Genomic DNA, 19,946 nt, shown 5'->3' on the forward strand with positions numbered 1-19,946 from the left:
AAAGGCCCCTGGCATATACGAAGGCATATACCAGGGGCCTTTGCCGCACTGCCGTGGTCGGGCGCCGGGGAGCATCCCGGAGCCCGGGCGGAGCGCTGGGCTCAGACGTTGAAGCCGAGCGCGCGGAGCTGCTCGCGGCCGTCGTCGGTGATCTTGTCCGGACCCCACGGCGGCATCCAGACCCAGTTGATCCGCAACTCGTTGACCAGGCCGTCCGTCGCCGACTTCGCCTGGTCCTCGATGACGTCGGTCAGCGGGCAGGCCGCGGAGGTCAGCGTCATGTCGACGGTGGCGATGTTGGCGTCGTCCACGTGGATGCCGTAGATCAGGCCCAGGTTGACGACGTCGATGCCCAGCTCGGGGTCGACGACGTCGTAGAGCGCCTCGCGGATCTCCTCCTCGGTGGCCGGCTTGGTGGTCGCCGCCCCCGCGGGCGCCGCCGCCTCGGGCGCCGCCGCCTCGGCCGGCGCCTCGGCCACGGCCTCGGACCGGGTCTCTGCCGTCGTGTCTACGTTCTCGCTCATGCGGTCTTCCTCGCAGCCTTCTCGCCCAGCGCCTGGGCGGTGGCGTCCTTCCAGGCCATCCAGCTCAGCAGGGCGCACTTCACCCGGGCCGGGTACTTGGAGACGCCGGCGAACGCGACCGCGTCCTCCAGCACCTCCTCCATGGCGTCATCCGGTTCGATCTTGCCCTTGGACTGCATCAGCTCCAGGAAGGTCTCCTGGATCCTGCGCGCGTCGTCGAGCTCCTTGCCGACCAGGAGTTCGTTCAGCACCGAGGCGCTGGCCTGGCTGATGGAGCACCCCTGGCCCTCGTACGAGACATCATCGATCGTCTCGCCGTCGAGCCGCACGCGCAGCGTGATCTCGTCGCCGCACGTGGGGTTGACATGGTGCACCTCGGCGTCGCCATCACGCAGACCGCGCCCGTGCGGGTGCTTGTAGTGGTCCAGGATGACGTCCTGGTACATCGAATCCAGCTTCACGAGGCAGCCCCTACCCGAAGAAGTCGCGAACGTGCTCCAGGCCGTCGACCAGGGCGTCCACCTCGGCCGGCGTGGAGTACAGATAGAACGACGCTCGGGTGGTCGCCGGAATTCCGTACCGCAGGCACACGGGGCGGGCGCAGTGGTGGCCGACCCGGACCGCGATGCCCAGCTCGTCCAGGACCTGACCCACGTCGTGCGGGTGGATGTCGCCGAGCGTGAAGGAGATCGCGGCGCCCCGGTCCTCGCCCGTGGTGGGACCGATGATGCGCAGGTCCGGGACCTCCAGCAGCCGCTTCACGGCGTACTCGGTCACCGCGTGCTCATGTGCGGCGACCTTGTCCATGCCGATCGCGGTCAGATAGTCCACGGCCGCGCCGAGGCCGACGGCCTGGGCGATCGGGGGCGTACCGGCCTCGAACTTGTGCGGCGCGGGGGCGTAGGTGGACGAGTGCATCGAGACGGTCTCGATCATCTCGCCGCCACCCAGGAACGGCGGGAGGTCCTCCAGCAGCTCCTGGCGTCCCCACAGCACGCCGATGCCGGTCGGGCCGCACATCTTGTGACCGGTGAAGGCCACGAAGTCGGCCTGGAGCGCCTGCACGTCCAGCGGCATGTGCGGGGCGGCCTGCGAGGCGTCGACGACGACCAGCGCGCCGACCTCCTGCGCCCGGCGGACGATCTCCTCGACCGGGTTGATGGTGCCCATGATGTTGGAGACCAGCACGAACGAGACGACCTTGGTCTTCTCGGTGATGATCTCCTCGATGTTGGACAGGTCGAGGCGACCGTCGTCGGTGAGACCGAACCACTTCAGCTTCGCGCCGGTGCGCTGCGCGAGCAGCTGCCACGGAACGATGTTGGAGTGGTGCTCCATCTCGGTGATGACGATCTCGGTGTCGCGGTCCACCCGGTAGGGCTCGTCGGCCCAGCCCAGCATGTTCGCCACGAGGTTGAGCGACTCCGAGGCGTTCTTGGTGAAGATCACCTCGTCGCGGCTGGGGGCGTTGACGAAGGCGGCGACCTTGTCGCGCGCGCCCTCGTACAGCGCCGTGGCCTCCTCGGCGAGCACGTGCACGCCGCGGTGGACGTTGGCGTTGTGCTGTTCGTAGTACTCGTTCAGGACGTCGAGTACCTGGCGCGGGGTCTGGGACGTCGCCGCGTTGTCGAGGTACACGAGCTTCTTACCGTCGTGGACCAGCCGGTCCAGGGCGGGGAAGTCCTTACGGATGGCCTCGGTGTCGAGGAGACCCGGCAGCTGTGTCACGCCCACTCACCTCCGTTAGCCTCTCCGCCCGCGAGGCGCACCTGCGGGTCGCAAGTCGTCTGCGGGCCGGTGGCCTCGCGTGCGTCGATCACAGGGATACGCCGCCCTTCACGTACGACTCGTAGCCCTCTTCCTCCAGCTTGTCCGCGAGCTCCGGGCCGCCGGACTCGGCGATCCGGCCCGCCGCGAACACGTGGACGTGGTCGGGCTTGATGTAGCGCAGAATGCGCGTGTAGTGGGTGATCAGCAGGGTGCCGACCTCGCCCGTCTCGCGGACGCGGTTGACGCCCTCGGAGACGATGCGCAGCGCGTCGACGTCGAGGCCGGAGTCGGTCTCGTCGAGGATCGCGATCTTCGGCTTGAGCAGCTCCAGCTGGAGGATCTCGTGCCGCTTCTTCTCACCGCCGGAGAAGCCCTCGTTCACGTTCCGCTCGGCGAAGGCGGGGTCCATGTTGAGGCGCTCCATGGCCTCCTTGACCTCCTTCACCCAGGTGCGCAGCTTGGGCGCCTCGCCGCGGATGGCGGTGGCGGAGGTGCGCAGGAAGTTGGAGACCGAGACGCCGGGGACCTCGACCGGGTACTGCATGGCGAGGAAGACGCCCGCGCGGGCGCGCTCGTCGACGGACATCTCCAGGACGTTCTCGCCGTCCAGGGTCACGGTGCCACCGGTGACGGTGTACTTCGGGTGACCGGCCAGCGAGTAGGCCAGGGTGGACTTGCCGGAGCCGTTGGGGCCCATGATGGCGTGGGTCTCGCCCTGCTTCACGGTCAGGTCGACGCCGCGCAGGATCTCGCGCGGACCGTTCTCGGCCTCGACGGAGACGTGCAGGTCGTGGATCTCAAGCGTTGCCATGGGTGCCTCAGGACTCCTGGGTGACGGAGACGAGCACGTCGTCCCCTTCGATCTTTACGGGGTAAACGGGGACCGGGCGCGTCGCGGGCAGCCCGGACGGCTTGCCGGTGCGCAGGTCGAAGCTGGAGCCGTGCAGCCAGCACTCGATGGCGCAGTCCTCCACCTCGCCCTCGGACAGCGAGACGTTCGCGTGCGAGCAGATGTCGTTGATCGCGAACACCTCGCCCTCGGTGCGGACGATGGAGACCGGCGTGCCGTCGAGCTCCACCCGCTTGGGGGTGTCCTCCTCGAGCTCGCTCAGCGCGCAGGCGCGGACGAAGGCGGCGGTCATGCTACGGACGCCTCCAGCTCGGCCTCGATCTTCGCGATGAGGCGCTCCTCCAGATCGGGCAGGCCGATCTGCTGGACGAGCTCGGCGAAGAAGCCGCGCACCACCAGACGGCGGGCCTCGTCGGCCGGGATGCCGCGCGCCATCAGGTAGAAGAGCTGTTCGTCGTCGAAGCGACCGGTGGCCGAGGCGTGGCCGGCGCCGACGATCTCACCGGTCTCGATCTCCAGGTTCGGCACCGAGTCGACGCGGGCGCCGTCGGTGAGGACCAGGTTGCGGTTGAGCTCGTAGGTGTCGGTGCCCTCGGCCGCCGCGCGGATGAGTACGTCGCCGATCCACACCGCGTGCGCGTCCTTGCCCTGCAGCGCGCCCTTGTAGGCCACGTTGCTACGGCAGTGCGGGGTGTCGTGGTCGATGAAGAGCCGGTGCTCCTGGTGCTGACCGTTGTCGGTGAAGTACAGGCCGTACAGCTCGGCCTCGCCGCCCGGGGCGTCGTAGATGACGCGCGGGTGGAGCCGCACCAGGTCGCCGCCGAAGGTGACCACGACGGACTTGAAGGTGGCGTCGCGGCCGACGAGGGCGGTGTGCTGGCCCATGTGCACGGTCGTGTCGTCCCAGTCCTGGATGGAGACGACGGTCAGCTTGGCGCCGTCGCCGACGAGGAACTCGACGTTGGCGGCGAGGGTGGTGTCACCCGTGTGGTCGATCACCACGACGGCCTCGGCGAAGGCGCCGACCTCGACCACCTGGTGGCCGAAGGCGACCCCGCCCTCGCCGTGCACGGAGATCCGCACCGGCTCGGTGAGCACCGCGTCCTTGGCGATCGAGACGATGGACGCCTTCTCGAAGGAGCTGTACGCCTGGGCCGCGACGCGGTCCACCGGCTTGCCGGCCTTCCCCAGACGCGCGTCGTCACGACCGACGGTCTCCACGGTGACGCCGTCGGGGGCGGTCACCGTGACCTTGACGCCGCCGCCGTCGGCCACGGCGGTGCCGTCGTGCAGCCCGCGCAGCCGCTCCAGCGGAGTGAAGCGCCACTCCTCCTCGCGGCCGTGCGGCACCGGGAAGTCGGCGACGTCGTACGACGCGGGCGCGCTGACCCGGGCGTCGGTGGGCTGTCCCACCTGGATGGCGCCGTCCGTGGTGCTCCCGGCCGGAATGGTTTCAGCCATGGCTGTCGTACAGCTCTCTTTCTGCCTAATTGTGTTCGCTCGCCTCCGGGTGCTCAGCCGCGCACCCTTCGGCTCGCTCACGGTTTCGTCGGGGCGAGGGTGGCTGGGCCGGGGTCAGCCGACCGCGCCCTCCATCTGCAGCTCGATCAGCCGGTTGAGCTCCAGGGCGTACTCCATCGGCAGCTCGCGAGCGATCGGCTCGACGAAGCCGCGCACGATCATCGCCATGGCCTCGTCCTCGGACAGCCCGCGGCTCATCAGGTAGAAGAGCTGGTCGTCGCTGACCTTGGAGACGGTGGCCTCGTGCCCCATGGACACGTCGTCCACGCGGACGTCCACGTACGGGTAGGTGTCGGAGCGGGAGATCGTGTCCACCAGCAGGGCGTCACACAGCACGTTGGACTTGGAGCCCTCGGCGCCCTCGCCGATCTCGATCAGACCGCGGTAGGACGTGCGGCCGCCGCCTCGCGCCACCGACTTGGAGACGATGTTGGAGGAGGTGTTCGGGGCCATGTGGACCATCTTGGCGCCGGCGTCCTGGTGCTGGCCCTCGCCCGCGAAGGCGATGGACAGGGTCTCGCCCTTGGCGTGCTCGCCCATCAGGTAGACGGCCGGGTACTTCATGGTGACCTTGGAGCCGATGTTGCCGTCGACCCACTCCATGGTCGCGCCCTCGTAGGCCACGGCACGCTTGGTGACCAGGTTGTAGACGTTGTTCGACCAGTTCTGGATCGTCGTGTAGCGGCAGCGGGCGCCCTTCTTCACGATGATCTCGACGACCGCGGAGTGCAGCGAGTCCGACTTGTAGATCGGCGCGGTGCAGCCCTCGACGTAGTGGACGTAGGCGTCCTCGTCGACGATGATCAGCGTCCGCTCGAACTGGCCCATGTTCTCGGTGTTGATCCGGAAGTAGGCCTGGAGCGGGATCTCCACATGCACGCCCTTGGGGACGTAGATGAACGATCCGCCGGACCACACGGCCGTGTTCAGCGAGGCGAACTTGTTGTCACCGGCCGGGATGACGGTGCCGAAGTACTCCTTGAAGAGCTCCGGGTGCTCCTTGAGCGCGGTGTCGGTGTCCAGGAAGATGACGCCCTGCTCCTCCAGGTCCTCACGGATCTGGTGGTAGACCACCTCGGACTCGTACTGGGCGGCGACGCCGGCGACCAGGCGCTGCTTCTCGGCCTCCGGGATGCCCAGCTTGTCGTAGGTGTTCTTGATGTCCTCGGGCAGCTCTTCCCAGGACGCGGCCTGCTTCTCGGTGGAGCGCACGAAGTACTTGATGTTGTCGAAGTCGATGCCGGTGAGGTCGGAGCCCCAGGTCGGCATGGGCTTCTTGTCGAAGAGCCGGAGGCCCTTCAGGCGGAGCTTCAGCATCCATTCCGGCTCGGACTTCTTGGCCGAGATGTCGCGGACGACCTCCTCCGACAGGCCGCGCTTGGCCGCGGCACCGGCCGCGTCGGAGTCGGCCCAGCCGTACTCGTAGTTGCCCAGCCCCTCAAGCTCGGGGTGAGCAGTCTCCGTGGGGAGAGTCATTCGGGGTTCCTCCCGGCCGTGCTGGTCGATGGTGCTGTGGTGGTCTTGGTCTGGTGCTTCGGCTGCCCGCCGCTGCGCGGAATGAACGTGGTGCACACCCCGTCGCCGTGGGCGATGGTCGCCAACCGCTGCACATGGGTCCCGAGCAGACGGGAGAAGACCTCGGTCTCCGCCTCGCACAGCTGCGGATACTGCTCGGCGACGTGGGCGACCGGGCAGTGGTGCTGGCAGAGCTGCTCGCCCCACTCGGAGCTCGGCGCGCTGCGCGCCGTGGCAGCGTACCCGTCCTCGGTGAGCGCCTTGGCGAGCGCCTCGGTGCGCCCGTCGGGCGCGGCGGCCTCCACGGCCGCGCGATACCCCTCGGCCTGGGCGGCCAGCCTCGCCCGCGCGAAGGCGGCGACGGCGGCCTCGCCCTGCTCCCCGCCTCCCGCGCTCTGCGCGATCCAGCGCAGCGCTTCGACGGCGAGCTTGTCGTAGGCCTGGTCGAAGGCGTCGCGACCGCAGTCGGTGAGCGCGAAGACCTTGGCCGGGCGGCCGCGGCTCCGGGCGCCGTAGACCCGCTTCTCGCGAGCCTCCACGACGCCCTCGGAGACCAGGGAGTCCAGATGGCGGCGGACGGCCGCCTGGGTGAGCTCCAGCCGCAGCGCGACCTCGGCCGCGGTGGACGGGCCGTGGTCGAGGATGGAGCGGACGACCCGGTTGCGGGTGCCATGCTGCTCGTCGTGCGCGGACGCCGCCTGGGCGGTCGCGGAGGCGGCAGCCGAGGGCGCGGTCGCCCGGGGCCGCGCGGCCGGCCCGGCCACGGGTCCTTCGGGAGCGTCACCCACGTTTTTCACAACGCCATTGTTGCGTAATTCCCCAAGGGGGCACAAGCCGCGAAGGGAGCGGCGCCGGTGTGCTGCATCACTTAGGCACACCTAACCTGACCTGCGAAAACGATCTCCTTCTTTGGGGGGCTCGGTTCGCCTCCGGGCGCTCTCAGCGACTGCCGACGGTCGACCGTGCTCGCCTGCTCGTTCCTCACAGGCTCCGCGCGCTCTCCGCTTACGGCAGTCGCGCGCCCTTCGGCTCACTCGCCGGTCCGGGGCGGGGCCGGGCCGCGTGCGCGGCGGCTCGGCGGCCCTGGGGAAAGGTGACCGGCGATCCCTTCGTAGACTTCCCGGCATGCGAGAAGAGCCCGCCGTCGAGGTCGTCGGCCTGGTCAAGCGGTACGGGGCGAAGACCGCGGTGGACGGCCTGGACCTGTCCGTCGCCCGCCACACCGTCACCGCCGTGCTCGGCCCGAACGGAGCAGGCAAGACCACCACGATCGAGACCTGCGAGGGCTACCGCAGACCCGACGCCGGCACGGTCCGGGTGCTGGGCCTGGACCCGATCGCGGACGCCACGGAGCTGCACCCGCGGATCGGCGTGATGCTCCAGTCCGGAGGGGTGTACTCCGGCGCGCGCGCGGAAGAGATGCTGCGCCACACCGCCACCCTGCACGCGCACCCCGTGGACGTCGACGCCCTGATCGAGCGCCTCGGCCTGGAGTCCTGCGGTCGCACGCCCTACCGGCGGCTCTCCGGCGGCCAGCAGCAGCGGCTCGCCCTCGCCATGGCCGTCGTCGGCCGACCCGAACTGGTCTTCCTGGACGAACCGACGGCCGGGCTCGACCCGCAGGCCCGCCGGGCCACCTGGGACCTGGTCCGCGAGCTGCGCGCCGACGGCGTCACCGTCGTGCTCACCACGCACTACATGGACGAGGCCGAACAGCTCGCCGACGACGTCGCGATCATCGACGGCGGCCGGGTGATCGCCCAGGGCAGCCCCGAGGAGCTGTGTCGCGGCGGCGCGGAGAACACCCTGCGCTTCACCGGCCGCCCCGCCCTGGACGTGGCCTCGCTACTCAAGGCGCTGCCCGCGGACACCGCCGCCGCCGAGCTGACCCCCGGTTCGTACCGGGTCGTGGGCAAGGTCGACCCGCAGCTGCTGGCCACCGTCACCTCCTGGTGCGCCCAGCACGGCGTCATGCCGGACCGGATCTCGGTCGAGCGGCACACCCTGGAGGACGTCTTCCTGGAACTGACCGGCAAGGAGCTGCGCGGATGACCGCCACCGGCACGTTCTCGCCCCGCCCGGGGGCCGCCCCGCTGGGCCGGATGATCCGGGCCCAGGCGGCGCTGGAGACCCGGATGCTGCTGCGCAACGGCGAGCAGCTGCTGCTGACCGTCGTCATCCCGGCGCTGGTCCTGGTGCTGTTCAGCACCGTCGACATCGTCGACACCGGAGCCGGCGAGGCCGTGGACTTCCTGGCCCCCGGCGTGCTGGCGCTGGCGGTACTGTCCACCGCCTTCACCGGCCAGGCCATCGCCACCGGCTTCGACCGGCGCTACGGCGTCCTGAAGCGGCTGGGCACCTCGCCGCTGCCGCGCTGGGCGCTGATGACCGCGAAGACCTGCTCCGTGCTGGTCACCGAGGCGCTCCAGGTGGCGCTGCTGACCGCGATCGCCTTCGGGCTCGGCTGGTCGCCGCACGGCAACCCGCTGGCCGTGGTCCTGCTGCTGGTCCTGGGCACCGCGGCCTTCTCCGGGCTCGGGCTGCTGATGGCCGGCACCCTCAAGGCGGAGGCCACCCTCGCCGCCGCCAACCTGGTCTTCCTGCTGCTGCTCGTGGCCGGCGGGGTCATGGTGCCGCTGGAGAAGTTCCCGGACGCGGCGCAGTCGGCGCTCCAGCTGCTGCCGATCTCCGCGCTCTCCGGCGGGCTGCGCGACGTGCTGCGCGACGGGGCCGGGATGCCGTGGGCCGAGCTGGGGATCCTGGCGGTGTGGGCGGTGCTGGGGCTGGGCGCGGCGGCGCGCTTCTTCCGCTGGGAGTAGCCCTCGGGCCCCGACCGCCGGGGAGGGGGCCGGGGCGGGAGGCGCTGTGCGACCGCCCTCCCGTACCCCTCGTGAAAAGCTGCACAAGCTCCGGCTTACGATGGGGCCCGTGCCGAATTCGCTGAACCCCCTCGAGCTGATCGCCCGCCGCTGGCAGCCCTCCGCGGCCTTCGTCCGGCGGGCCGCGCTCGCGACCGTCGTGATGGCCGTCGTCATCGTGGTGACGGGCGGCGCGGTCCGGCTCACCCAGTCCGGACTCGGCTGTGAGACATGGCCGAAGTGCACCGACGACAGCCTCACGCCCACCTCCGACATGGGCATCCACGGTGTGATCGAGTTCGGCAACCGGATGCTGACGTACGTGCTGTGCGCCGTCATCGGGCTGCTGATCGTCGCGGCCCGGTCCCGCGCCCCGCAGCGCCGCGCCGTCACCCGGTTGGGCTGGGCGCAGTTCTGGATCGTCATGGGCAACGCGGTGGTGGGCGGCATCACCGTGCTCACCGGCCTCAACCCGTACATCGTCAGCTCGCACTTCCTGCTGTCCACCGCGCTCCTCACGGTCGCGGTGATCACCTGGCAGCGCACCCGGGAGGGCGACGCCGACCCGCGTGACCTGGTCGCGCGTCCGGTGCGCCAGCTGACCTGGGTACTGGTGGCGGCGACCGCCGTGCTGATCGTCGTCGGGACCGTGGTCACCGGCGCCGGGCCGCACGCCGGAGACGCCAAGAAGGTCCATCGCATCCCGCTGGACTGGCAGGAGATCACCCAGCTGCACGTGGACTTCGTCTACATCGTGCTGGGCCTGACCGTGGCGCTCTGGTTCACGCTGCGCGCGGTCAAGGCGCAGGCGGCGCCGCGCCGCGCGGTGCTGGAGCTGCTGGTGGTGCTGCTCCTCCAGGGCGTGGTCGGCTACGTGCAGTACTTCACCCACCTGCCGGAGTTCGTCGTCGGCACCCACATGCTCGGCTCCTGCCTGGTGTGGATCGCCGTGCTGCGGGTCTTCCTCGCCCAGCGCGAGCGGGCCGGCGAGCCCGCCGCGTCGGAGCTGCCCGCGCCGGGTGGCGAGCCCGCGGCGGTTCAGCCGGCGGCGGCCGAGGCGACCGCGTCCAGCCGGTAGACCCGGCGCGCGTTCCCGGCCGCGACCAGATCGAAGATGCGCCGCGCCTCCGCGGGGGCGCACACGTCGTCGGCGATCCACTCGGCGGCCAGCCGGGTCATGGCCCGTACGAACAGCCGGGCACCGGTGACATACAGCTCGGGCAGCGCCCGCGCGCCGGTGGAGAACAGCAGCTTGCCGAAGGGCGCGTCGCCGAGGGTCTCCGCGGGGCGCGGCCCGACGTCGGCGTAGACGTGCGGGAAGGCGCCCGCCAGCCGCGCGGCCTGGCGGTGGTGCGGCTCCCGGGGCAGCAGCACCAGGTCGGTGCCGAGCCGGGCGGTGGCCCGGAGGAAGCCTCTGAGCGGTCGCGGGTCGACGCAGTGCAGCTGCACCGGAAGGCCGGTGGCGATCGCGTTCCACAGCAGGTGCTGGATCAGGGCCGGGTCCTCCAGCCGGGCCCCGGTGCGGCGTCCGCTCAGCCAGCGGCCGGCCGCCCGGCGCACCTGACGCGGGTCGGGCGGGCTCTCCTCGCCGAAGGAGGCGCTCAGCGCGAAGGCGGTGGCGTGCTGGGCGGCGGAGTAGAGCGCCTCGGCGGTGTTGTTCAGGAAGGAGTCGACGCTGCCGGAGGTGTCCGCGACCTGCTCGGCGAGCGGTTCCAGACGGACCACCTCGTACGCGTGGCCGTCGGCGGCCGAGGCCAGCTCTCGCGCCGAGGTGAGCTCGCTGGGCGCCCCGGACTCCAGCAGGAAGCCGGCGATGCCCGCACCGCGCAGCAGCAGCCGCCCCGCGCGGTAGGCGCCGAGCTCGCGGCGCCGGGCGAGGTAGTGGACGGGTGTGCAGTGGGGCTCGATGCCCAGCAGCGGGGGGCACCAGCGGCGCACCGCGAGGCCGGTCCAGCTGTCGAAGAAGGAGGTGCCCGCGGGGGCCAGGGCACCGGTGGCGCCGGCGGCGGCGGCCAGATGCGCCTCGAAGGATCCCAGTCCCAGCTCGCCGTGGAGCGCGCCGTGGCTGTGCTGGTCGATGAGGGGCGGCAGGGCCACCTCGGCGTGCACGGCGCAGCTCATCGAGTCTCCCCTGCCGGTCGGTCCCCGCGACGGGACTAACGGGCCCGGGCGCCCTCAGGTGTCGCCGTGCGGGCGCCGCCGGGACCCTGCCGCCGGTGTCAGCCGTGGGGCGTCACCCGTTGCTCGGGCCGCCGATCTGCTGGCCCGCCATGCGCGTCCACTCGTAGCGGCCGGTGCGGACGCGGGCCGCGAGCTCTCCGTCGAAATCGTCCTGAAGGGTGATTCCGGAGAGCTCCACGGCGCGCTGGGCGGTCTGGTAGGAGCGGGCGACCAGGTTGCCCCACTCGCCGTCGGCACCGACCAGGGCGATCCGGGTGGCGCCGCGCCCGATGTGCGCGAGCTGGCCGTCAGCCTTGCCGCCGTGGCTCTGGGCGAAGGCCGTGATCTGGTGAGCGAGCCGCTGGGCCTGCTTCTCGACGCGCCGGTCCGAGGCGGTGGGCTGGTCGTCGGTGGCGGCCGGCTGCTGGGTGTCTGCCATGCCTCGGATGCTACCCGTCGGTAATGAGAGACGGAAGGCGCCTTCCCCGTTTCCCCCACCGATTCCGCCCGCAAAACCGTTCCCGGACGGGCCGCGGAGATCGGCCCGTCCGGGAACGGTACGGAGTCAGGCCCACGAAGGCCCCGTCACGGGAGACTCCCGCGGAGCGCTCAGCGCAGGAAGGGGTCGACCGCCACGGCGATGAAGAGCAGCGAGACGTAGGTGATGGACCAGTGGAAGAGCCGCATCTCCTTGAGCTTGGCTCCGGTGACGCCCGCCTTGGCGCGCGCCTGGAGGGCGTGCGCCTCCTTGAGCCACCAGGCGCCGAGCACGGCCGCGACCACCGGGTAGAAGTAGCCGGTGTAGCCCAGCGGCCACAGCAGCAGCGAGACGCCGACCATCACCCAGCTGTAGAGGACGATCTGCCGGGCCACGACCTTGTTGCCCGCGACGACCGGGAGCATCGGCACGCCCACCCGCTCGTAGTCGTCCTTGACCTTCATCGACAGCGGCCAGTAGTGCGGCGGCGTCCAGAAGAAGATGACGAGGAACAGGATCAGCGAGGCCCAGGAGACCGAGTTGGTCACCGCGGACCAGCCGATGAAGACCGGCATGCAGCCGGCGATGCCGCCCCAGACGATGTTCTGCGCGGTACGCCGCTTGAGCCACATCGTGTAGACGAGGACGTAGAAGAGCAACGCTCCCAGCGACAACGCCGCCGACAGCGGGTTGACCAGGAACCAGAACCACGCGGTGGAGACGGCGGCCAGCGTGAAGGCGAAGACCAGGCACTCGCGCGGGGTGACCATGCCGGTCACCAACGGGCGCTGCGACGTGCGCTCCATGAGCGCGTCGATGTCCCGGTCGTAGTACATGTTGAAGGCACCCGCGCCACCGGCGGACAGATAGCCACCGATACAGGTGGCCAACACCAGCCACAGGTCGGGAACGCCCTCGGCAGCCAGGAACATCACGGGGACCGTCGTCATCAGCAGCAGCTCGATGACGCGGGGCTTCGTGAGCGCCACGAACGCCTTGACCCGGGCCCCGAGCGGCCGGTGGATCGGGCGGTGACCAGTGCTCGCAGCGAGCACCCCCGCAGGACGGGAATCGACGGCCGTCACGCACACCCCTGAGAGAAGCAGCAGAACAAGCAAGCACCGGACATGAAGGCCCGGTAAAGACTTGCGCGTACCACGCCACTTTAGACGTAGCGGATACTCGGCCCGTCGCGGGGGTGGGGTCGTGTTGGGCGGCCCCCGGTCCGCCCTGGTCAGCCCCTGGTCGGCCCGCCGCGCCTCTACGAAGCGGCCACGATTCGATCACGGCGAGTCACCGGTCCGCCCTGATGTGTCCCGGTCTGCCCCCGCCGTCTCCCCGCGCGGTGCCCGAGAGGCGAAGCCCGGCACCGCCGGGCAGTCTGGAAAGACGCGCCCGCGCGCGCCCGCGGGATGTGCCGGGATATGTGCCGTCTTCGGCCTTCGTTGCCTTGGGCGCCGGGGGGCGTGGTCGAAAAGATGAGCGTTGTTCCGGGGGTAGGCTCGACCACGGTCCGGTGTGCGCACAGTCACCGGCATCCCGACATTGCGGAGAGGAGCCCTGACTCAGGGTGAGCACAAAGCCGACCACCACAGACCTTGAATGGACCGAACTGGACCAGCGGGCCGTCGACACCGCTCGCGTCCTGGCCATGGACTCCGTGCAGAAGGTCGGCAACGGCCACCCTGGCACGGCCATGAGCCTCGCGCCCGCCGCGTACCTGCTCTTCCAGAAGCTGATGCGGCACGACCCGTCCGACGCGAACTGGATCGGCCGCGACCGGTTCGTCCTGTCCCCCGGGCACACCAGCCTGACCCTCTACGTCCAGCTCTTCCTGTCCGGCTACGGCCTGGAGCTGGACGACCTGAAGTCCTTCCGCACCTGGGGCAGCCTGACCCCGGGCCACCCGGAGCACGGGCACACGGTCGGCGTGGAGACCACCACCGGCCCGCTCGGCCAGGGCATCGCCAACGCCGTGGGCATGGCCATGGCCGCCCGCTACGAGCGCGGCCTGTTCGACCCGGAGGCCCCCGAGGGCGCCTCCCCCTTCGACCACACCATCTGGGCGATCGTCTCCGACGGCGACCTGGAGGAGGGCATCTCCGCGGAGGCGTCCTCGCTCGCCGGCCACCAGAAGCTCGGCAACATCGTCGCCCTCTACGACGACAACCACATCTCCATCGAGGGTGACACCGAGACCGCCTTCTCCGAGGACGTCCTCAAGCGCTACGAGGCGTACGGCTGGCACGTCCAGCGCATCGAGCAGGCCGCCAACGGCGACTTCGACGTGCACGCGCTCCACGCCGCGATGAAGGCGGCGCAGGCCGAGACCGAGCGCCCGTCGATCATCGCCGCCCGCACGATCATCGCCTGGCCGGCCCCGAACGCGCAGAACACCGAGGCCTCGCACGGCTCGGCGCTCGGCGCCGAGGAGGTCGCCGCCACCAAGCGCGTGATGGGCTTCGACCCGGAGCAGGACTTCCAGGTGGAGTCCGAGGTGCTGGCGCACGCCCGCGCGGTGCTCGACCGCGGTCGCGAGGCGCACGCCGCCTGGGACAAGCAGCTCCAGGAGTGGCGCAACAACAACTCCGAGCGCGCCGCCGCGTTCGACCGCGTCGTCGCCGGCGAGCTGCCCGAGGGCTGGGAGCGCGCGGTGCCGGAGTTCGAGGCCGGCAAGGACGTGGCGACCCGCAAGGCGTCGGGCACCGTCCTCAAGGCGCTGGGCGCGGTCATCCCCGAGCTGTGGGGCGGCTCCGCCGACCTCGCGGGCTCGAACAACACCACCATCGACCCGTCCTCGTCCTTCCTCCCGAAGGGCAACCCGCTGCCGGAGGCCGACCCGTACGGTCGCACCATCCACTTCGGCATCCGCGAGCACGCCATGGGCTCGACCATGAACGGCATCGCGCTGCACGGGAACACCCGGGTCTACGGCGGCACCTTCCTGGTCTTCTCCGACTACATGCGCCCGGCCGTGCGCCTGGCCGCGCTGATGAAGCTGCCGGTCACCTACGTGTGGACGCACGACTCCATCGGCCTCGGCGAGGACGGCCCCACCCACCAGCCGGTCGAGCACCTCGCCGCGCTGCGCGCCATCCCGGGCCTCAACATCGTCCGCCCGGCCGACGCCAACGAGACGGCGATCGCCTGGCGCGAGATCATGCGCCGGCACAACGACCGGCCCGCCCCGCACGGCATCGCGCTGACCCGGCAGAACGTGCCGACGTACGCGCTCAACGAGGACGCGGCCAAGGGCGGTTACGTCCTGTTCGAGGCCGAGGCCGACGGCCAGGCCGCGACGCCGCAGGTGATCCTGATCGGCACCGGCTCCGAGGTCCAGCTGGCCGTCGAGGCGCGCGAGCAGCTGCAGTCCGCGGGCATCCCGACCCGTGTGGTGTCGATGCCGTCGGTCGAGTGGTTCGAGGAGCAGGACCAGGCGTACCGCGACAGCGTGCTGCCGTCGTCGGTGAAGGCGCGGGTCGCCGTCGAGGCCGGCATCGGCCTGACCTGGCACCGCTACGTCGGCGAGGCGGGGCGCATCGTCTCGCTGGAGCACTTCGGTGCCAGCGCCGACTACAAGGTGCTGTTCCGGGAGTTCGGGCTGACCGCCGACGCGGTCGCCGACGCGGCCCGGGAATCCCTGAGCGCCGCCGGTCGCTGACGCTTTTACACGACTAGTAGGAGATGCAATTCCCATGACAGACGCACTCAAGCGCCTCTCCGACGAAGGCGTCGCGATCTGGCTTGACGACCTGTCGCGCAAGCGGATCACCTCGGGCAACCTCGCCGAGCTGATCGACCAGCAGCACGTGGTCGGCGTGACCACCAACCCGTCGATCTTCCAGAAGGCGATCTCGGGCGGCGACGGCTACGAGTCCCAGCTCGCGGACCTCGCGGTCCGCAAGGTCACCGTGGACGAGGCCGTCCGCATGATCACCACGGTGGACGTGCGCGACGCGGCCGACATCCTGCGCCCGGTCTTCGACGCGACCGGCGGCCAGGACGGTCGGGTCTCCATCGAGGTCGACCCGCGGCTGGCCCACGAGACCGCGGCCACCATCGCCGAGGCCAAGCAGCTGGCCTGGCTGGTCGACCGGCCGAACGCCCTCATCAAGATCCCGGCCACCAAGGCCGGTCTCCCGGCGATCACCGAGGTCATCGGCCTCGGCATCAGCGTCAACGTCACGCTGATCTTCTCGCTGGAGCGCTACCGCGAGGTGATGGACGCCTACCTGGCCGGTCTGGAGAAGGCCAAGGCGGCCGGGCTGGACCTGTCCAAGATCCGTTCCGTGGCCTCGTTCTTCGTCTCCCGCGTGGACGCCGAGATCGACAAGCGGCTGGACAAGCTGGGCAGCGACGAGGCCAAGGGCCTGCGCGGCAAGGCCGCCCTGGCCAACGCGCGGCTGGCCTACCAGGCGTACGAGGAGGTCTTCTCCTCCGACCGCTGGGCCGCCCTGGACAAGGCGGGCGCCCACAAGCAGCGTCCGCTGTGGGCCTCCACCGGCGTCAAGGACCCGGAGTACAAGGACACGCTGTACGTGGACGAGCTGGTCGCCCCGGGCACGGTGAACACCATGCCGGAGGCCACCCTGGTGGCCACCGCCGACCACGGCCAGATCACCGGCGACACGGTGCGCGGCACCTACGAGGCGGCCAAGGCCGACCTGGAGGCCATCGCCAAGCTCGGCATCTCGTACGACGAGGTCGTGCAGCTGCTCGAGGACGAGGGCGTGGAGAAGTTCGAGGCCTCCTGGAACGACCTGCTGGCGTCCACCGAGGCGGAGCTCAAGCGCCTCGCCCCCTCGGAGGCCTGAGCGCGGTGAACACCAGCAGCAATCCGCTGCGTGACGCATCGGACCGACGGCTCCCGCGCATCGCGGGGCCGTCGGGCCTGGTGATTTTCGGCGTCACGGGCGATTTGTCACGCAAAAAGCTGATGCCGGCCGTTTACGATCTGGCCAACCGCGGGCTCCTGCCGCCGGGCTTCTCGCTCGTCGGCTTCGCCCGGCGCGACTGGGAGCACGAGGACTTCGCCCAGGTCGTGCACGACGCGGTCAAGGAGCACGCCCGCACCCCCTTCCGCGAGGAGGTCTGGCAGCAGCTCGCCGAGGGCTTCCGCTTCGTGCCCGGCGACTTCGCCGACGACGAGGCCTTCGACCAGCTCAAGACCACCATCGAGGAGCTGGACAAGGCGCGCGGCACCGGCGGCAACTTCGCCTTCTACCTCTCGGTGCCCCCGAAGTTCTTCCCCACCGTCGTCCAGCAGCTCAAGAAGCACGGGCTGTCCGACGGCACCGGCGACTCCTGGCGGCGCGCCGTCATCGAGAAGCCCTTCGGCCACGACCTGGCCAGCGCCCAGGAGCTCAACCAGGTCGTCCACCAGGTCTTCCCGCCCAACGAGGTCTTCCGTATCGACCACTACCTGGGCAAGGAGACCGTCCAGAACATCATGGCGCTGCGCTTCGCCAACACGATGTTCGAGCCGCTGTGGAACCGTTCGTACGTCGACCATGTGCAGATCACCATGGCCGAGGACATCGGCATCGGCGGTCGCGCGGGCTATTACGACGGCATCGGCGCCGCCCGCGACGTCATCCAGAACCACCTGCTCCAGCTGCTCGCCCTGACCGCCATGGAGGAGCCCTCCTCCTTCGATGCCAAGGCGCTGGTCACCGAGAAGCTGAAGGTGCTCAAGGCCGTCAAGCTCCCGCGCGAGCTGGGCAAGCACACCGTGCGCGGCCAGTACGCGCACGGCTGGCAGGGCGGCGAGGAGGTGCTCGGCTACCTCGAGGAGGAGGGCATCGACCCTCAGTCGAAGACCGACACCTACGCCGCCATCAAGCTGGAGATCGACAACCGCCGCTGGGCCGGGGTCCCCTTCTACCTGCGCACCGGCAAGCGGCTGGGCCGCCGGGTCACCGAGATCGCGGTGGTCTTCCAGCGCGCCCCGCACTCCCCCTTCGACAGCAGCGAGACCCAGGAGCTGGGGCAGAACGCCCTGGTGATCCGGGTGCAGCCGGACGAGGGCGTCACCATCCGGTTCGGCTCCAAGGTGCCCGGCACCTCCATGGAGATCCGGGACGTGACCATGGACTTCGCCTACGGCGAGTCCTTCACCGAGTCGAGCCCGGAGGCGTACGAGCGGCTGCTGCTCGATGTGCTGCTCGGCGACGCCAACCTCTTCCCGCGCCACCAGGAGGTGGAGGAGTCCTGGCGGATCCTCGACCCGATCGAGGAGTACTGGGACAAGCACGGCAAGCCCGAGCAGTACACCGCCGGGACCTGGGGGCCGAAGGCGGCGGACGAGATGCTCGCACGAGACGGACGGAGCTGGCGTCGGCCATGAACATCGATCTCACGGACACCACGTCCAGCCAGATCAACTCCGCTCTGGTCAAGGCACGCCGGGCGATAGGCTCCCCGGCCACCGGCATGGTGCTCACCCTCGTCATCGTCACCGACGAGGGGAACGCCTACGACGCGCTCAAGGCCGCGAGCGACGCCTCCAAGGAACACCCCTCCCGCATCCTGGTCGTCATCAAGCGGCCGGGCCGCTCCCCGCGCGACCGCAAGATGGCCCGGCTGGACGCGGAGGTGCGGGTCGCGGGCGAGATGGCCACCGGTGAGACGGTGCTGCTGCGGCTCCACGGCGAGCTGGCCAACCACGCCCACTCGGTGGTGCTGCCGCTGCTGCTGCCGGACGCCCCGGTGGTGGTCTGGTGGCCGGAGGAGGCCCCCGAGCACCCCAGCCAGGACCTGCTCGGTCGGCTCGCCGCGCGCCGCATCACCGACGCCCAGGCCACGGAGGACCCGGTCGCGACCCTCGGGCTGCGCGCCGAGACGTACACCCCGGGCGACACCGATCTGGCCTGGACGCGCATCACGCCCTGGCGCAGCGTGCTGGCCGCCGCCCTGGACCAGAAGCACTCGGCCATCACCTCCGCGGTCGTCGAGGGCGAGGCGTACAACCCGAGCACCGAGCTGCTCGCGCTGTGGCTCGCCGAGCGGATCGGCGTGCCGGTGGAGCGGCGCATCTCGGACGGCCCCGGGCTGACCGCGGTGCGTCTGGAGACCGCCGACGGCACCATCTGCCTGGACCGGGCCAACGGCTCGATGGCCGAGCTGGCCATGCCGGGCCAGCCGGACCGGCATGTGGCGCTCCAGCGACGGGAGACGGCCGAGCTCATCGCGGAGGAGCTGCGCCGGCTGGACCCGGACGAGATGTACGCCAGGGCGATCAAGTTCGGCGTGAGCAGCCTGAACGCCGACGGCCAGGGCGGCAAGGCCGCGAAGACCGCCGCTGAGAAGACCGAGAAGACCGCCAGGGCCGACAAGGCCGACGACGCCGACAAAGGCACCGCCGCCGAGGCCGCCCAGGCCCCGGATCCGGATGCCGTCGAGCCGGCCGCGGCTCCCGCCGCCAAGAAGACGGCCGCCGCGGCCAAGAAGGCGGCGAAGTGAGCACACCCCAGGTCGTCGTCCACCGGGACAAGGAGCTCATGGCGCAGGCCGCGGCGGCCCGGCTGATCACGAAGATCGTGGACGCCCAGGCCGCCCGCGGCTCCGCCTCGGTCGTGCTGACCGGCGGGCGCAACGGCAACGGCCTGCTGGCCGCGCTCGCCGCCGCCCCGGCGCGCGACGCCGTGGACTGGTCCCGGCTGGACCTGTGGTGGGGCGACGAGCGGCTGCTGCCCGAGGGCGACCCGGAGCGCAACGACACCCAGGCCCGCGAGGCGCTGCTGGACTCGGTGGGGCTGGATCCGGCGCGGGTGCACCCGATGCCCGCCTCGGACGGTCCGCTCGGCAACGACGCGGAGGCCGCGGCCGAGGCGTACGCCGCCGAGCTGGCCGCGGCCGCGGGCCCCGAGGACCACGGCGGGGTGCCGGCCTTCGACGTGCTGCTGCTGGGCGTCGGGCCGGACACCCATGTCGCCTCGCTCTTCCCCGAACTCCCCGGGGTACGGGAGACCGAGCGCACCGTCGTCGGGGTGCGCGGCGCGCCCAAGCCGCCGCCGAACCGGGTCTCGCTGACGCTTCCCGCCATCCGCGCGGCCCGCGAGGTCTGGCTGCTCGCGGCGGGCGAGGACAAGGCCAACGCGGTGGCGATCACGCTGTCCGGCGCCGGCGAGCTCCAGGCTCCCGCCGCCGGCGCGCGCGGCACGCACCGCACGCTCTGGCTGCTCGACGCGGCCGCGGCCGCGGGCCTGCCGCGGGGGTTGTACCCCCCGGCGTCGCCGTAACCTCCCTCCCATGACTGAGCCCTCAGCCGC

General features: G+C 70.9%; 19 protein-coding genes. 8 read left to right on the forward strand and 11 right to left on the reverse strand.

What is annotated here, in order from left to right:
• Window positions 1-101: 101 nt before the first annotated feature.
• The 8 genes from CD790_RS19645 to CD790_RS19685 form a co-directional block, all read right to left on the reverse strand.
• Window positions 102-479, reverse strand: a complete 378-nt coding sequence (locus tag CD790_RS19645) for a metal-sulfur cluster assembly factor (protein ID WP_399217935.1) — start codon at window positions 477-479, stop codon at window positions 102-104.
• A 41-nt stretch (window positions 480-520) separates the two neighbouring features.
• Complete coding sequence (gene sufU, locus CD790_RS19655) at window positions 521-985, reverse strand: Fe-S cluster assembly sulfur transfer protein SufU (protein WP_144384589.1); 465 nt, start codon at window positions 983-985, stop codon at window positions 521-523.
• 10 nt (window positions 986-995) lie between these two features.
• Window positions 996-2,252: a cysteine desulfurase gene (locus CD790_RS19660; protein ID WP_144384590.1), complete on the reverse strand. Its 1,257-nt coding sequence runs from the start codon at window positions 2,250-2,252 to the stop codon at window positions 996-998.
• An 88-nt stretch (window positions 2,253-2,340) separates the two neighbouring features.
• Entirely contained in the window at window positions 2,341-3,105 is a 765-nt protein-coding gene (gene sufC / locus CD790_RS19665) for a Fe-S cluster assembly ATPase SufC (protein WP_144384591.1), read from the reverse strand.
• A gap of 7 nt (window positions 3,106-3,112) precedes the next feature.
• On the reverse strand, window positions 3,113-3,436 hold the full coding sequence (locus CD790_RS19670; RefSeq protein WP_144384592.1) for a bifunctional 3-phenylpropionate/cinnamic acid dioxygenase ferredoxin subunit: 324 nt from the start codon (window positions 3,434-3,436) through the stop codon (window positions 3,113-3,115).
• Window positions 3,433-4,605 (reverse strand): Fe-S cluster assembly protein SufD, encoded by a 1,173-nt coding sequence (sufD, locus tag CD790_RS19675; RefSeq protein ID WP_144384593.1) that lies wholly within the window; start codon window positions 4,603-4,605, stop codon window positions 3,433-3,435. The genes CD790_RS19670 and sufD overlap by 4 nt, the downstream gene beginning before the upstream one ends.
• Before the next feature lie 114 nt (window positions 4,606-4,719).
• Window positions 4,720-6,141: a Fe-S cluster assembly protein SufB gene (gene sufB / locus CD790_RS19680; RefSeq protein WP_144384594.1), complete on the reverse strand. Its 1,422-nt coding sequence runs from the start codon at window positions 6,139-6,141 to the stop codon at window positions 4,720-4,722.
• On the reverse strand, window positions 6,138-6,977 hold the full coding sequence (locus CD790_RS19685; RefSeq protein WP_186319133.1) for a metalloregulator ArsR/SmtB family transcription factor: 840 nt from the start codon (window positions 6,975-6,977) through the stop codon (window positions 6,138-6,140). Before CD790_RS19685 ends, sufB begins: the two co-directional genes overlap by 4 nt.
• A 328-nt stretch (window positions 6,978-7,305) precedes the next feature.
• Here CD790_RS19685 and CD790_RS19690 point away from each other — a divergent pair, with 328 nt between their 5' ends.
• The 3 genes from CD790_RS19690 to CD790_RS19700 all read left to right on the forward strand — a co-directional run bounded on the left by CD790_RS19690 (window position 7,306) and on the right by CD790_RS19700 (window position 10,116).
• Window positions 7,306-8,232: an ABC transporter ATP-binding protein gene (locus CD790_RS19690; protein ID WP_144384595.1), complete on the forward strand. Its 927-nt coding sequence runs from the start codon at window positions 7,306-7,308 to the stop codon at window positions 8,230-8,232.
• The gene (locus CD790_RS19695; RefSeq protein ID WP_144384596.1) at window positions 8,229-8,999 is read left to right on the forward strand and encodes an ABC transporter permease; all 771 of its coding nucleotides are present in this window, start codon (window positions 8,229-8,231) and stop codon (window positions 8,997-8,999) included. The genes CD790_RS19690 and CD790_RS19695 overlap by 4 nt, the downstream gene beginning before the upstream one ends.
• 109 nt (window positions 9,000-9,108) lie before the next feature.
• Window positions 9,109-10,116, forward strand: a complete 1,008-nt coding sequence (locus CD790_RS19700; protein ID WP_144384597.1) for a heme A synthase — start codon at window positions 9,109-9,111, stop codon at window positions 10,114-10,116.
• Here CD790_RS19700 and CD790_RS19705 read toward each other — a convergent pair.
• The 3 genes from CD790_RS19705 to CD790_RS19715 form a co-directional block, all read right to left on the reverse strand.
• Complete coding sequence (locus tag CD790_RS19705) at window positions 10,077-11,159, reverse strand: amidohydrolase (RefSeq protein WP_144384598.1); 1,083 nt, start codon at window positions 11,157-11,159, stop codon at window positions 10,077-10,079. The two genes, CD790_RS19700 and CD790_RS19705, sit on opposite strands and share 40 nt — an antisense overlap.
• A 112-nt stretch (window positions 11,160-11,271) precedes the next feature.
• Complete coding sequence (locus CD790_RS19710) at window positions 11,272-11,637, reverse strand: hypothetical protein (protein ID WP_144384599.1); 366 nt, start codon at window positions 11,635-11,637, stop codon at window positions 11,272-11,274.
• Between the two features lie 170 nt (window positions 11,638-11,807).
• Entirely contained in the window at window positions 11,808-12,761 is a 954-nt protein-coding gene (locus CD790_RS19715) for a heme o synthase (protein ID WP_144384600.1), read from the reverse strand.
• Between the two features lie 485 nt (window positions 12,762-13,246).
• Between CD790_RS19715 and tkt the strand changes: the two genes are divergently transcribed.
• From tkt to pgl, 5 genes are read left to right on the forward strand one after another with little or no spacing between them, the layout of a single operon-like run.
• Window positions 13,247-15,337, forward strand: a complete 2,091-nt coding sequence (tkt, locus tag CD790_RS19720; protein ID WP_144384601.1) for a transketolase — start codon at window positions 13,247-13,249, stop codon at window positions 15,335-15,337.
• A gap of 34 nt (window positions 15,338-15,371) precedes the next feature.
• A complete protein-coding gene (gene tal, locus CD790_RS19725) occupies window positions 15,372-16,490 on the forward strand; it encodes a transaldolase (RefSeq protein ID WP_144384602.1) in 1,119 nt (372 codons plus the stop codon).
• Window positions 16,491-16,495: 5 nt separating this feature from the next.
• Window positions 16,496-18,022 (forward strand): glucose-6-phosphate dehydrogenase, encoded by a 1,527-nt coding sequence (zwf, locus tag CD790_RS19730; RefSeq protein ID WP_144384603.1) that lies wholly within the window; start codon window positions 16,496-16,498, stop codon window positions 18,020-18,022.
• On the forward strand, window positions 18,019-19,137 hold the full coding sequence (gene opcA, locus CD790_RS19735; protein ID WP_144384604.1) for a glucose-6-phosphate dehydrogenase assembly protein OpcA: 1,119 nt from the start codon (window positions 18,019-18,021) through the stop codon (window positions 19,135-19,137). Before zwf ends, opcA begins: the two co-directional genes overlap by 4 nt.
• Entirely contained in the window at window positions 19,134-19,916 is a 783-nt protein-coding gene (gene pgl / locus CD790_RS19740) for a 6-phosphogluconolactonase (protein WP_144384605.1), read from the forward strand. Before opcA ends, pgl begins: the two co-directional genes overlap by 4 nt.
• The last annotated feature ends 30 nt before the right edge of the window (window positions 19,917-19,946 follow it).

The sequence above is a fragment of the Streptomyces sp. SAJ15 genome (genome assembly GCF_007595705.1).
In the GTDB taxonomy this organism is placed as follows: domain Bacteria; phylum Actinomycetota; class Actinomycetes; order Streptomycetales; family Streptomycetaceae; genus Streptomyces.

Excerpts from the sequence above, each read along its gene's own strand:
- sufC (WP_144384591.1), bottom strand. The coding sequence starts at position 3,105 with ATGGCAACGCTTGAGATCCACGACCTGCACGTCTCCGTCGAGGCCGAG.
- CD790_RS19670 (WP_144384592.1), bottom strand. The coding sequence starts at position 3,436 with ATGACCGCCGCCTTCGTCCGCGCCTGCGCGCTGAGCGAGCTCGAGGAG.
- sufD (WP_144384593.1), bottom strand. The coding sequence starts at position 4,605 with ATGGCTGAAACCATTCCGGCCGGGAGCACCACGGACGGCGCCATCCAG.
- sufB (WP_144384594.1), bottom strand. The coding sequence starts at position 6,141 with ATGACTCTCCCCACGGAGACTGCTCACCCCGAGCTTGAGGGGCTGGGC.
- CD790_RS19690 (WP_144384595.1), top strand. The coding sequence starts at position 7,306 with ATGCGAGAAGAGCCCGCCGTCGAGGTCGTCGGCCTGGTCAAGCGGTAC.
- CD790_RS19695 (WP_144384596.1), top strand. The coding sequence starts at position 8,229 with ATGACCGCCACCGGCACGTTCTCGCCCCGCCCGGGGGCCGCCCCGCTG.
- CD790_RS19705 (WP_144384598.1), bottom strand. The coding sequence starts at position 11,159 with ATGAGCTGCGCCGTGCACGCCGAGGTGGCCCTGCCGCCCCTCATCGAC.
- CD790_RS19710 (WP_144384599.1), bottom strand. The coding sequence starts at position 11,637 with ATGGCAGACACCCAGCAGCCGGCCGCCACCGACGACCAGCCCACCGCC.
- tal (WP_144384602.1), top strand. The coding sequence starts at position 15,372 with ATGACAGACGCACTCAAGCGCCTCTCCGACGAAGGCGTCGCGATCTGG.
- opcA (WP_144384604.1), top strand. The coding sequence starts at position 18,019 with ATGAACATCGATCTCACGGACACCACGTCCAGCCAGATCAACTCCGCT.